The sequence below is a fragment of the Bacillus sp. AP50 genome, assembly GCF_040492675.1.
GTDB lineage: Bacteria > Bacillota > Bacilli > Bacillales > Bacillaceae_G > Bacillus_A > Bacillus_A cereus.
The window spans coordinates 1-12,166 of the sequence record NZ_JBEUTW010000038.1 but is presented as its reverse complement, the minus strand read 5'-3'; the positions used below and the strand labels follow the sequence as shown (position 1 = coordinate 12,166).

Here is a 12,166-nt window from a genome sequence, read left to right as displayed (position 1 = left end):
GTACATAATAGTAAATATTTTAATAAACGCATATAAGAAAATAAATAATGAAGTGAAACTTCTATCAGTGGATCATTACGTTAGAAAAGAAAGGGTGTGGAATATGCCAGATTTAGTGAGTGATGTAAGCCATTATATGAATTATTTAGTGACGAAACGAAATACTGTTTCTAGTAATATTGCAAATGCAAATACACCTGGCTATAAAGCACAGGATGTAACATTTGCTGAGCAGATGAATAAAAGTAGTGCATTATATAAAAATAATGCGGCTGATTTAAAGAGCAATCCAGATTTATATCAAACGAATGAAATGCACTTACCGACAGTAAATACGAAAAATACATATGCAAAGATTCAAACAAAATCAATGCAAACGAATAAAGATGGAAATAGTGTGGATGTAACGACAGAAATGCTAGATTTAATGAAAGCAAATCAGTTATACGGTATTTCAATTAACGCAATTAATACACAATATGCAATTAACCAAGCGGCACGCGGACGTTAAAAGTAGAAGGAGAGACAACGGATGTTTCAGGCAATTAATGCAAGTGGCTCAGGACTAACGACAGCGAGAAAGTGGATGGAAGTTACTTCTAACAATATTGTAAATGCAAATACGACGGCGGCTCCGGGGGCAGATCTATATGAGCGTCGTAGTGTGGTGTTAGAATCAAACAATAGTTTTGCAAGTATGTTAGATGGGGCTCCTACTAATGGAGTAAAAATAAAAAGTATTGAAGCAGACAAAACGGAAAATTTAGTGTATGATCCGACGCATCCGCACGCAAATGAAGAAGGATATGTACGTTATCCCAATATTGATGTAACTGCTGAAATGACGAATGTAATGGTTGCTCAAAAAATGTATGAAGCGAATACGAGTGTATTAAATGCGAATAAAAAAATGCTTGATAAAGATTTAGAAATTGGCCGAGGATAAGGGGGAAGATAGTAATATGAAAATTCAACCAATGTTACATACACAACCATTTGGAGCAATTCAGTCAATTGGTGCACCGAAAACTTCTCAAACATCTGTAGTTGAGGGGAAAAAGTTTATTGATTTATTGGAAGATATGAATCAAACACAAAACAATGCACAAACAGCAGTATATGATTTACTAACTAAAGGGGTAGGAGAAACACATGACGTTTTAATTCAGCAAAAGAAAGCTGAGTCTCAAATGAAAACGGCTGCTCTCGTACGTGATAATCTTATTGAAAATTATAAGTCACTAATTAATATGCAAATTTAGGAAAGTGGACGGGTGTGTTTAAATGGAAAAGATGAAAAATGTTATCCAATCGTTAAAAACGTGGCATAAGTTAGTAATCGGTGCTGCGCTTTTAGCGATTGTAACAGGAGCACTTTTATACTTCACCTTGCCAGATAAATATGTTGTTGTATATCAAAATTTAAATGATGCAGATAAACAAGAGATTACAGCAGAATTATCGAAGTTAGGTGTCGATTACCAATTAGCGGCCGATGGTTCAATTCGTGTGCAAAAGAATGATGCTCCATGGGTTCGAAAAGAAATGAATGGGATGGGCTTACCGTTTAATTCGAAAAGCGGTGAAGAAATTTTATTAGAAAGCTCTCTCGGTTCAAGTGAACAAGATAAAAAAATGAAGCAAATTGTCGGTACGAAGAAGCAATTGGAGCAAGATATTGTAAGAAATTTTGCGACAGTTGAAACGGCAAATGTTCAAATTACATTGCCTGAAAAAGAGACAATTTTTGATGAAGAAAAAGCAAAAGGAACAGCGGCGATTACCGTTGGAGTGAAGCGTGGACAATTGTTAACAGCTGATCAAGTTGCAGGTATACAGCAAATGATTAGTGCAGCGGTTCCTGGTGTGAAAGCAGAAGAAGTAAGTGTTATTGATAGTAAAAAAGGTGTTATCTCAAAAGGAGCAGATGAAGCACATTCTAGTAGTTCCTCTTCTTATGAGAAAGAAGTAGAGATGCAGCACCAACTTGAAGGTAAATTAAAGCAAGACATTGATGCAACGTTAATGACGATGTTTAAACCGAATGAATATAAAGTGAATACGAAAGTATCTGTAAACTACGATGAAGTTACACGTCAGTCAGAGAAGTATGGTGATAAAGGTGTACTTCGTAGTAAACAAGAGCAAGAGGAAAGCTCTACTGCGCAAGAAGGGGCAGATACGAAGCAAGGTGCTGGTATTACAGCTAACGGTGAAGTGCCAAATTACGGTACGAACAATAATCAAAATGGTAAAGTTGTCTACGATAATAAAAATGGCAACAAAATTGAAAATTATGAAATAGATAAAACAGTTGAAACAATTAAGAAACACCCAGAATTAACGAAAACGAATGTTGTTGTATGGGTAGATAATGATACGTTAGTAAAACGTAGAATTGATATGACAACTTTTAAAGAAGCAATCGGAACAGCGGCAGGACTTCAAGCTGATCCGAACGGTAACTTTATAAATGGTCAAGTTAACGTTGTAACTGTTCAGTTCGATCAGCCGAAAGCCGAAAAAGAGAAAGAGCCAGAAAAAAGTGGTATGAACTGGTGGTTATTCGGTGGAATTACAGCTGGCTTATTAGCAATCGGTGGCCTAGTATGGTTCTTATTAGCAAGACGTAAGAGAAAGAAAGAAGAAGAGGAATATGAAGAATACTTAGCAGAAGAGGAAATTGCTGCAAGTAATGAAAGTATCTTGGAAATTCCTGAAGAAAAAATAGTGCCAGAGCCAAAACCTGAACCAGAAGAACCGAAAGAACCAACGTTAGATGAACAAGTGCAGGATGCTACGAAAGAACATGTAGAAGGTACTGCAAAAGTAATTAAAAAATGGTTAAACGGACAGTAAGGGAGGAACAACGATGTTAGATGAAATCTCCTCCAAAGAAAAAGCTGCCATCCTTATTCGTACATTAGAAGAAGGGGTGGCAGCAAAAGTCATTGAATATATGACAGCTGAGGAAAAAGAAGTATTACTTCGTGAAATCGCAAAGTTTCGTGTATACAAACCAGAAACGTTAGAAAATGTACTAGGAGAGTTCTTATATGAACTAAATGTAAAAGAATTGAACTTAGTCACTCCAGATAAAGAATACATTCGTCGCATATTTAAAAACATGCCAGAAGACGAACTGGAAAAATTATTGGAAGATCTTTGGTATAACAAAGATAATCCGTTTGAGTTCTTAAATTCACTTACAGATTTAGAGCCACTTCTTACAGTGCTTAATGATGAGTCACCACAAACAATTGCAATTATCGCTTCTTATATTAAACCGCAACTTGCGTCTCAATTAATTGAGAGATTGCCAGATCATAAGCGCGTTGAAACGGTAATGGGTATAGCGAAACTAGAACAAGTTGATGGTGAATTAATTAATCAAATTGGTGAGTTGTTAAAATCGAAATTAAATAATATGGCATTTAGTGCAATTAATAAAACTGATGGCTTGAAAACAATCGTAAATATTTTAAATAATGTTTCACGAGGTGTTGAAAAAACAGTCTTTCAAAAGCTGGATGAAGTCGATTATGAGTTATCTGAGAAAATTAAAGAAAATATGTTTGTCTTTGAAGACTTACTTGGTCTTGAAGATCTTGCGCTTCGCCGTGTATTAGAAGAAATTACAGATAACGGTGTTCTTGCCAAAGCACTTAAAATTGCAAAAGAAGAAATTAAAGAGAAATTATTTACATGTATGTCTTCAAACCGTAAAGAGATGATTCTAGAAGAATTAGATGGCTTAGGACCGCTTAAGATGACGGATGCTGAAAAAGCGCAGCAAACGATCACTGGTACAGTGAAAAAGCTAGAGAAAGAAGGAAGAATTATCGTTCAAAGAGGTGAAGAGGATGTCCTTATTTAAAAACAGAATTCCGAAGAATTCTGTTTCTTTTTCTGAAGAAACGTATGAATTACAATTTCCAAAACCAGCTTCAGTTCAAATAGAAGAGGAAGAATTACAAGCTGATCATGCAGAACTTCGCGCCCAGCAAGAATCGTTACATATGGAAATGAATCAGCTAAGGCAAGAGAAGCAAATGCTAGAACGAGAGCGGCAGCAGTTATTACAAGATAAAGAACAATTTCAAATGCATATTCATGAGCAAATGGAACAGATGGAAGCAGCGCGTGTGCAATTTCAAAAAGAACAACAAGAAACAGCGTATGAATGGACAGAGTTGTTATGGGATCAATCTTTTCATCTAGCAGAAAAAATCGTGAATCAAGCGGTAGATTCACGATTGCTTGATGTGTTACCTATTTTAACTGGCATCGTGCAAACATTGCCAACTTCGTTTGAAAAATTAATCATTACAGTACATCCAGAAACGTTTGAACGTATTCAAGAAGAGAAGGAGAATACGAAAGAATATTGGTTACTACAATTAGTAGAATGGAAATATGATTTCTCCCTGCAGTTTGGTGAATTTGTTCTGGAAGAAGAGAAAGAGTTCTTTGAATTTAAATTTGCACCTATATTTGCGAAACTTCGTCAGAAATGGGAAGAAGAGAAGTTATTTGAGGAGCAAAATGTATGAGCCGCCTGTTAATGAATGAGAACGAAAAATGGAATAAGTTCATTGAAACACCGCTGTATACGAAAGTAGGCAAAGTTCATAGTGTACAAGAACAGTTTTTCGTAGCAAAAGGGCCGAAAGCGAAGATCGGAGATGTTTGCTTCGTTGGAGAACATAACGTCTTATGTGAAGTGATTGCCATTGAAAAAGAAAATAATATGCTACTTCCATTTGAACAGACAGAAAAAGTATGTTATGGAGATTCAGTGACATTAGTTTCAGAAAATGTTGTTGTACCACGTGGTAATCACTTGCTCGGAAAAGTGTTAAGTGCAAATGGTGAAGTGTTAAATGAGGAAGCTGAAAACATTCCATTACAGAAAATAAAACTAGATGCACCGCCTATACATGCATTTGAACGTGAAGAGATTACCGATGTATTTGAAACAGGAATAAAATCAATTGATTCTATGCTAACAATTGGTATCGGTCAAAAGATTGGCATTTTTGCTGGGTCAGGTGTTGGTAAATCAACTTTACTTGGAATGATAGCAAAAAATGCAAAAGCTGATATAAATGTTATTAGTTTAGTAGGAGAACGTGGCCGGGAAGTAAAAGACTTTATTCGAAAAGAGTTAGGCGAGGAAGGTATGCGAAAAAGCGTCGTTGTTGTAGCGACGTCAGATGAAAGTCATCTTATGCAACTTCGTGCAGCGAAACTTGCAACGTCTATTGCTGAATACTTCCGTGATCAAGGCAATAACGTATTACTTATGATGGACTCTGTTACTCGTTTTGCCGATGCACGAAGAAGTGTTGATATTGCTGTTAAAGAGTTACCGATTGGTGGTAAAACACTGTTAATGGAAAGTTATATGAAGAAGTTGTTAGAGCGTTCCGGAAAAACACAAAAGGGATCTATAACAGGTATTTATACGGTGCTTGTTGATGGGGACGATTTAAATGGTCCTGTACCAGATTTAGCACGTGGTATTTTAGATGGACATATCGTATTAAAGCGTGAGCTTGCAACGCTTAGTCATTATCCTGCAATTTCAGTATTAGATTCAGTAAGTAGGATTATGGAAGAAATTGTTTCGCCACATCATTGGCAACTTGCAAATGAAATGAGAAAGATTTTATCAATTTATAAAGAAAATGAATTGTATTTTAAGCTAGGAACGATTCAAGAAAATGAAGAAAATGCTTATATTTTTGAATGTAAAAATAAAGTAGAAGGCATAAATACATTTTTAAAGCAAGGTCGATCGGATAGTTTCCAATTTGATGATATCGTTGAAGCGATACAGCATATAGTATAAGGCCTCTGCATAAGAGGTCTTATTTTTTTGTTTTTTAATATTTCACAGATTTTTTTGGAAAAAAACTATATAATAGAAAAAGAGAACGTTATAATAGAAAGGGGTTATGAAAACAGGTGGATAAACAGCAGTACGACACAATAAAATTGCAAATAAATCAAGAAAAAGAACATATTTTAAAAGAAGTGTATGAATTAACAGCTGAAAAAAGAAAAATAGAACAAAAAAAAGAATATGATTTATATGTTGTGAAATCGCGTAGTAAAGTCGTACAAACTGGGCAACGTATTATGGCTGGTATGCTTTCTTCACATACGTTTTCACCTGAAAGAATAGAAGAATGGAATCGGAAAATTAAAAAAACGGAAGGTTTTATTCAAAAAAATGAAAGTCTTTTAGAGCAAGTAAAAGAAAAAGAACGTGTCATTGATGAGATGTATCAAGAAGATTGCAAAAAGCTTGCGAAAGCACAAGAAAAGCTGGAAGAAAAAATGCTTCTGGATTTGAAAATGTGTATGAATGGATGAGGTGAATGTAGTGATACAGTCTGTATTACCGGTGCAACAAAGTTTACCTCCGCAAAAAGAAAAAGGGCTAGAAGTACAATCAAAAAATGAAGATTCTTCATTCGATCGTACGATGAGAATGGAAAATAAAAAACAGCCGCAAACGGAGAAAACGAAACGAGAAGAAGCACCAAAAGAAGAGAGAAAAGATTATATTCTTTCTAAAAAATCGGTAACGGAAGAAGAACCTATTGTAAAGAAAGAAGAAAAAAAAGAGACAGAACAGTTGTTATTAGCTGTATCTGAGCAAATGGTTGCAATTGAGCAATTACATGTGCAGCCGGAATTGTTATATCAATACATACAAAAAATACAAGAGCTATATAAAGAATATGGCAATATTAAACTTAATGAATTACCTGCAGCTGAATTACAACAATTACAAGAACTTCTTTCAAATATGAATATCAAAAATGCTATATGTTTAGAAGATACAATGCAAATGGTATTAGAAAAAATGAAGATGCCAGAGCAAGCGATGCAAGCATTGAAGGCTGTAGAAACAGAAACTTGTAATATTGCAAAGGAACAAGAAGAGTTTAAAGAGGTAGATCTTCCGAAACTTGAGAGCGATGATGCAAAGGTAGAGTTGCCAGAAGTTGATGCATTAAACGATTCGAGCTCTGCAGGTGCAGAATTATTAAATAAAACGACGAGTACCGAACAAATAGGGAAATCAAATAGTGGTGCTGAGAAAGTTTCGTTACCTGACTTAGGAAAGAAAATGGAAGCGCAAGTAGAAGCGCTGCAAAAATTTGTAGTGAAACAAGAACGTGTTTTATTCCAGTTAAATCCAGAAAAACTTGGTACATTAACAGTGTTTATGAAAAAACACGGAGATCAAATTGACGTTCACGTAGAAATGGAAAAACACGATGCGAAAAAACGTGTTGAAATCATTTTTGATGAATTGAGATTAAAGTTAAAAGAAAAAGAAATCAATATTCAAATTAGCTATTCAGATAAAGATGAAAATCGTAAAGAACAGCGAGAACAAGAGCAAAGGCAAAAACAGAAATTAGCAAATACAAATCATGAAAAACAACAATCAACAGAATTTGCGGGATTATTGGAGGAATAAAGCGTGCCAACAGTTGGATTAAATACAACGAGTACAAATCATATTCCGTTACAAGCAGGAGCGCAAAAAAGTAATGTACCTGTTAATGGTGTACAATCGCCAGTGCAACAAAGTAATGGAGTTTCAGCAGGAGCGCAAAAGACTCCTGGGGTAATGGGGAAAGATGATTTCTTAAAATTGTTTTTATCAAGTTTCCAACATCAAGATCCATTTAATGCGATGGATATGAATCAAATGATGAATCAGACAGCGCAGTTATCTCTTATGGAACAAGTACAGAATATGACGAAAGCAGTAGATAAGCTGCAATCAACGATGTATTCAACAGCACTTGATGGTGGAATGAAGTTTTTAGGGAAATACGTAAGAGGTGTTGACGGTGACGGAAACAAAGTAACCGGTCAAGTAGAAACAGTTCGTCTTGCGGAAAATAACGATGTACAGCTCGTTATTAATAATAAAGTTGTCTCTCTTCGTTTCGTTGAGAGAGTGTCTGATAAACCGATTGGGGAAACGAACCCAGAAGACGCAAAGAAAGACGATCAAAAAGTAACTGAAGAAGTAAAAAATACAAATTCATAAGGAGTGTCCATACGTTATGATTAAAGCGTTATATACAAGTATTACAGGGATGAATGCAACACAAAATGCATTAAGTGTAACTTCAAATAATATTGCCAATGCACAAACAGTAGGTTATAAAAAACAAAAAGCAATGTTTGATGATTTACTATATAACAATTCGATTGGTGCAAAAGGTGACGGTAAATACGCAGGAACGAATCCGAAAAGTATTGGTAACGGTGTGAAAATGAGTGGTACGGTTACGGATTATAGTGATGGTACAATTACGTTAACAGGTGGCAAAACACAAGCAGCAATGGAAGGTAATGGTTTCTTCGTTGTAGGTGATTCAAAAGGCGGAAATATGGAATTTACTCGTAAAGGTACGTTTGGGATATCTTCAGATTACTATATTACGAATACTGAAGGTCAATACGTGTTTGCATACCCTGCAAATGAGGCAACTGGTGAAGTTGATTTATCTGGAATTCCAGGACCGTTGCAAATTCCAATGGGAACAGCAATTGGTGGTATTCGAACATCGAAAGGGACAATTAAAGGAAATATTCCAACTGGTGAAAAACAAATTACACAAGATTTACCTGTATATGATAATGCGGGGAATACATGGACAATGCGTGTAGAGTTTAAACAAACGAGTGAACATAACTATACATATAAAGTACAAATGCGCAATGACTCGAAAAAAGAAACAGAGTTTAAAGATGTTCCAGGTGCAGGTGGTAATATGACATTTGATGCTGTTGGAAATCCAAATCCGAAAGAGCAAGGAGCTAATATTCCATTTGATGGCGGTTCTATAAAATTAGACTTAAGCCATTTAACAAATCATCCAACAGATAAAACATTATCAGTAACAGACGTAGATGGTAGAGCTGCAGCGACGGTTAAAGATTGCTTCATTGCTGACGGTGGATACGTAATGGTAAAATATTCTGATGGAAGTATGAAATCTGCAGGTCAATTAGCTGTTGCGATGTTCCCGAACGAAGGCGGACTAATGAAAACAGGTAATGGTAACTATACAGCAACGAATACAACAGGTATTTTAGCTCTTGGTACATCTGGTCAAAACGGTGCGGGTAAAGTACGTGGTGGTGCACAAGAAGGTGCAAACGTAGATTTATCTGTAGAATTCGTTGACTTAATGTTATATCAACGCGGATTCCAAGGAAATGCGAAAGTTATTAAAGTTTCAGATGAAGTATTAAATGAAGTTGTAAACTTAATTCGATAATATATATCGCATGGAAAAAATGTAATGGAGTAGAAAGGGTTTTTTATTCGTATGACAAGACAAGAGCGAATTTTACAATTGCCTTTTTTCGAAAATAAACGTGAACTTGCCGAGCAAGTATTAAAAATAGAACGAGAAGAGCATGTATATTTACCAGATCAATTTGAAATTAAGCAAGTGCCACCGTATTCATTTGGCGAAAAACAAGCAATCATTGGCCGTATCCATGAGTTTTATTTCATAAGTGTTGGTAGCGATACTGTTTGGAAGTATCAACTGTTTAAGGATGAGATGAAGTGTCGTGAGTTTTTTGTTATGTTGCCAAATATTACGGATCAGCAGATAGCGTTTTGGTTTAATAACATAGAGTTATTGAAAAGTTCTTAAAAAGCTCTAAAAAGCTCTAAAAAGCTCTTTTTAGGGTTGACGAGAGGACCCAGCGTTGTTTTTGAGCGGTTAGTGCCTAATAGGGCCTCGACTGGTGTGTAAGGACAAAGGTATGGAGAGTTACTAGGGTAGTATAAAAAGAGGTAAGCAAAGTTTAGTGTGGATAAACAGTTATGGTCCAGAAGAGCTCCTAGTTGTAAGAATAGAGCTATGGAGGCGTACTGAGATAGTTGGGGATGAGATAATCATTTCATAGTAGGACAGTGCCTTCTGGATAGTATGTGACAATAGATTTTTATAAAAGGAGAGGTGAGGAGGATGGCGCAAAATAAGTATCGCGTTACATTCATTTCGCCGAGTGAGGTTGAGCAGCGGACTGTAATGGCGGCGAATAGTTTGCCAGATTTAATTCGTAAAGTAGAAAGTATTATCGCAGATCCAAACGGTTATTTTGTGAATGATAAAAAAAATAATTGTTATTTTAAAGTGATTAAAGAAAATGTTACGTTTATTCAATATGAGTTACTATTTTCGGATAAGGAAATTCATATTGAAAAATTAAAACATATAGCACCGGCAGTATTAAAGCGATTATTCGAAAAAATAAATGACCCGGAATTATATGCACTCGCGCTACTTGATGTTGATATAGCAACGAAAGAATATGTGCTAGCAGAAATGAATTCTGAACTGAGAATAAGAGTAGAGACAGAGCTTTCGAAAAAATGGGAAGCAATGCCGACGGAAATTGTAGGTGCACAAGAAGTTTTATTAGAGGCACTTGCTTCGTTTATACAAGATTAATTGTTTTTTTATAAAATGAATCGTTCGACTATCTATATTTTTTATATAGGTAGTTGACTTTTTCTCTTTTATAAAGCTTAATAATTAGATATACGGAATTAATGGAAGGGGAGCGACACCTTTATGTCACAAGCACAAAGTATTTTATTAGAAAGCGGAACAAATGAATTAGAGATTGTTACGTACACTGTTGGTGAAAACCTATTTAGTATTAATGTAATGAAAGTACGTGAAATCATTAATCCATTTCCTGTTACAACTGTGCCAGAATCTCATCATGCAGTTGAAGGTGTTGTTCAAGTACGTGGTGAAATTTTACCTGTTATTAACTTGGCAATGGCTCTTAATTTAAAGTCAACAAAGCCACTTGATCAAACGAAATTTATCATCTCAGAATTAAACCAAATGAAAGTTATTTTCCGCGTGGATGAAGTGCATCGTATTCAACGTATTTCGTGGGAACAAATTGATGAACCAGCTTCATTATCTATGGGACTAGAAGAAACGACATCTGGTATTGTAAAACTAGATGGAAAAATCATCTTATTATTAGATTATGAAAAAATTGTATGTGAAATTAGCGGCACTGGTTATGACAATAAATCAATTGCAGGGTTAGAACAAAAAACAGATCGAGCTGAAAAAGTAATTTATATTGCAGAAGATTCAGCGATGCTTCGTCAAATATTAGAAGAAACATTATCATCAGCTGGATATACGAAAATGAACTTCTTCAGCAATGGTGCAGAAGCGTTAGCGCAAATTGAAAAATTAGCGAAAGAGCAAGGAGAGAAAATGTTTGAACATATTCACTTGCTAATTACCGATATTGAAATGCCAAAAATGGATGGACATCATTTAACGAAAGTGGTTAAGGATAGTGAAGTAATGAATCGTCTACCAGTCATTATTTTCTCTTCATTAATTACAAATGAATTATTCCATAAAGGTGAAGCTGTAGGAGCAAATGCTCAAGTAAGTAAGCCAGATATTCAAGAGCTAATTGGTTTAGTTGATAAGTTAGTGCTTTAAAAGCTTCTATTTAGCCGGAATAGAAGCTCTAGCTAAGTGTTGAGCGGTCGAGCCCTATGCGATGTTGAGACCAGAGATATGGAGTGGTTATAGGTAAGTAGAAGAGCTGGTGTATAACATTTTTCTATTTAGTAGGAATAGAGGAACTACTTATGTAAGGAAGTTTTCAGTGCTTAATAGAGTCTCATGCGATGTGAGTTCAGAGGTATGAAGTAGTTTTAGGTAAGAAGAAGTGAGACTTTGATTGAGGATTTGAAGACTGGGTTTATAACTCTATTCTGTTAGAGAGAGGAAGGAATTAGCCAATGCTACATATGGTTAATTCCTTTTTAGTATTCTATACTTTAAGCTGGTAGAAAAATGAAAGCTTTCTGGGGTGTTTGGCGCTGTATGTATGAAAAAATTTTTATTTGAAGATTTTTAATTTAAAAATATAAGTGAACGTATTTTTTGGATTACTTTAGTAACATTTCGTGGTAACGCAAATTTTTTCGGTGAAAAAATATTCAAAATACCATATAATATAATTAAATGTAATTAATATGCAATTTTGCATATTAATAAAAAACATTTTCCAAATTTTTATACTTTCTATACATTTTTGTATGTTTATTATTTGA

14 protein-coding genes are annotated in these 12,166 nt (G+C 35.1%); all 14 read left to right on the top strand.

Annotation, left to right across the window (positions count from 1 at the left end; translation table 11 throughout):
* The first annotated feature begins 52 nt into the window (after nt 1-52).
* Nucleotides 53-511, top strand: a complete 459-nt coding sequence (gene flgB, locus ABWK52_RS04930) for a flagellar basal body rod protein FlgB (protein ID WP_370512803.1) — start codon at nt 53-55, stop codon at nt 509-511.
* Between the two features lie 21 nt (nt 512-532).
* Nucleotides 533-946 (top strand): flagellar basal body rod protein FlgC, encoded by a 414-nt coding sequence (flgC, locus tag ABWK52_RS04925; protein ID WP_000484680.1) that lies wholly within the window; start codon nt 533-535, stop codon nt 944-946.
* A gap of 16 nt (nt 947-962) precedes the next feature.
* Nucleotides 963-1,262 (top strand): flagellar hook-basal body complex protein FliE, encoded by a 300-nt coding sequence (gene fliE, locus ABWK52_RS04920; protein WP_000701672.1) that lies wholly within the window; start codon nt 963-965, stop codon nt 1,260-1,262.
* Nucleotides 1,263-1,284: 22 nt separating this feature from the next.
* Entirely contained in the window at nt 1,285-2,859 is a 1,575-nt protein-coding gene (locus tag ABWK52_RS04915; protein WP_053514213.1) for a flagellar M-ring protein FliF C-terminal domain-containing protein, read from the top strand.
* Between the two features lie 13 nt (nt 2,860-2,872).
* Nucleotides 2,873-3,877: a flagellar motor switch protein FliG gene (gene fliG, locus ABWK52_RS04910; RefSeq protein ID WP_000883364.1), complete on the top strand. Its 1,005-nt coding sequence runs from the start codon at nt 2,873-2,875 to the stop codon at nt 3,875-3,877.
* Nucleotides 3,864-4,553, top strand: coding sequence for a FliH/SctL family protein (locus ABWK52_RS04905; RefSeq protein ID WP_000051691.1), 690 nt, complete (start codon nt 3,864-3,866; stop codon nt 4,551-4,553). The genes fliG and ABWK52_RS04905 overlap by 14 nt, the downstream gene beginning before the upstream one ends.
* Nucleotides 4,550-5,854, top strand: coding sequence for a flagellar protein export ATPase FliI (gene fliI, locus ABWK52_RS04900; RefSeq protein WP_098541431.1), 1,305 nt, complete (start codon nt 4,550-4,552; stop codon nt 5,852-5,854). Before ABWK52_RS04905 ends, fliI begins: the two co-directional genes overlap by 4 nt.
* Before the next feature lie 116 nt (nt 5,855-5,970).
* Nucleotides 5,971-6,381, top strand: a complete 411-nt coding sequence (locus ABWK52_RS04895; protein ID WP_000360855.1) for a hypothetical protein — start codon at nt 5,971-5,973, stop codon at nt 6,379-6,381.
* Nucleotides 6,382-6,391: 10 nt separating this feature from the next.
* Nucleotides 6,392-7,501 (top strand): flagellar hook-length control protein FliK, encoded by a 1,110-nt coding sequence (locus tag ABWK52_RS04890; RefSeq protein ID WP_044584277.1) that lies wholly within the window; start codon nt 6,392-6,394, stop codon nt 7,499-7,501.
* Nucleotides 7,502-7,504: 3 nt separating this feature from the next.
* Entirely contained in the window at nt 7,505-8,083 is a 579-nt protein-coding gene (locus ABWK52_RS04885) for a flagellar hook assembly protein FlgD (RefSeq protein ID WP_001143460.1), read from the top strand.
* Between the two features lie 16 nt (nt 8,084-8,099).
* Nucleotides 8,100-9,323: a flagellar hook protein FlgE gene (locus ABWK52_RS04880; RefSeq protein ID WP_000588321.1), complete on the top strand. Its 1,224-nt coding sequence runs from the start codon at nt 8,100-8,102 to the stop codon at nt 9,321-9,323.
* A 51-nt stretch (nt 9,324-9,374) separates the two neighbouring features.
* Complete coding sequence (locus tag ABWK52_RS04875) at nt 9,375-9,710, top strand: DUF3964 family protein (RefSeq protein ID WP_000198170.1); 336 nt, start codon at nt 9,375-9,377, stop codon at nt 9,708-9,710.
* Between the two features lie 318 nt (nt 9,711-10,028).
* Nucleotides 10,029-10,514 (top strand): hypothetical protein, encoded by a 486-nt coding sequence (locus ABWK52_RS04870; protein ID WP_053514211.1) that lies wholly within the window; start codon nt 10,029-10,031, stop codon nt 10,512-10,514.
* A gap of 123 nt (nt 10,515-10,637) precedes the next feature.
* Nucleotides 10,638-11,546 carry a chemotaxis protein gene (locus ABWK52_RS04865; RefSeq protein WP_000075943.1) on the top strand — a complete coding sequence of 303 codons (909 nt, stop codon included), beginning with the start codon at nt 10,638-10,640 and terminating at the stop codon, nt 11,544-11,546.
* Nucleotides 11,547-12,166 lie beyond the last annotated feature (620 nt).

Excerpts from the sequence above, each read along its gene's own strand:
- fliG (WP_000883364.1), top strand. The coding sequence starts at position 2,873 with ATGTTAGATGAAATCTCCTCCAAAGAAAAAGCTGCCATCCTTATTCGT.
- ABWK52_RS04865 (WP_000075943.1), top strand. The coding sequence starts at position 10,638 with ATGTCACAAGCACAAAGTATTTTATTAGAAAGCGGAACAAATGAATTA.
- ABWK52_RS04915 (WP_053514213.1), top strand. The coding sequence starts at position 1,285 with ATGGAAAAGATGAAAAATGTTATCCAATCGTTAAAAACGTGGCATAAG.
- fliE (WP_000701672.1), top strand. The coding sequence starts at position 963 with ATGAAAATTCAACCAATGTTACATACACAACCATTTGGAGCAATTCAG.
- ABWK52_RS04905 (WP_000051691.1), top strand. The coding sequence starts at position 3,864 with ATGTCCTTATTTAAAAACAGAATTCCGAAGAATTCTGTTTCTTTTTCT.
- ABWK52_RS04870 (WP_053514211.1), top strand. The coding sequence starts at position 10,029 with ATGGCGCAAAATAAGTATCGCGTTACATTCATTTCGCCGAGTGAGGTT.
- ABWK52_RS04875 (WP_000198170.1), top strand. The coding sequence starts at position 9,375 with ATGACAAGACAAGAGCGAATTTTACAATTGCCTTTTTTCGAAAATAAA.
- fliI (WP_098541431.1), top strand. The coding sequence starts at position 4,550 with ATGAGCCGCCTGTTAATGAATGAGAACGAAAAATGGAATAAGTTCATT.
- flgC (WP_000484680.1), top strand. The coding sequence starts at position 533 with ATGTTTCAGGCAATTAATGCAAGTGGCTCAGGACTAACGACAGCGAGA.
- ABWK52_RS04880 (WP_000588321.1), top strand. The coding sequence starts at position 8,100 with ATGATTAAAGCGTTATATACAAGTATTACAGGGATGAATGCAACACAA.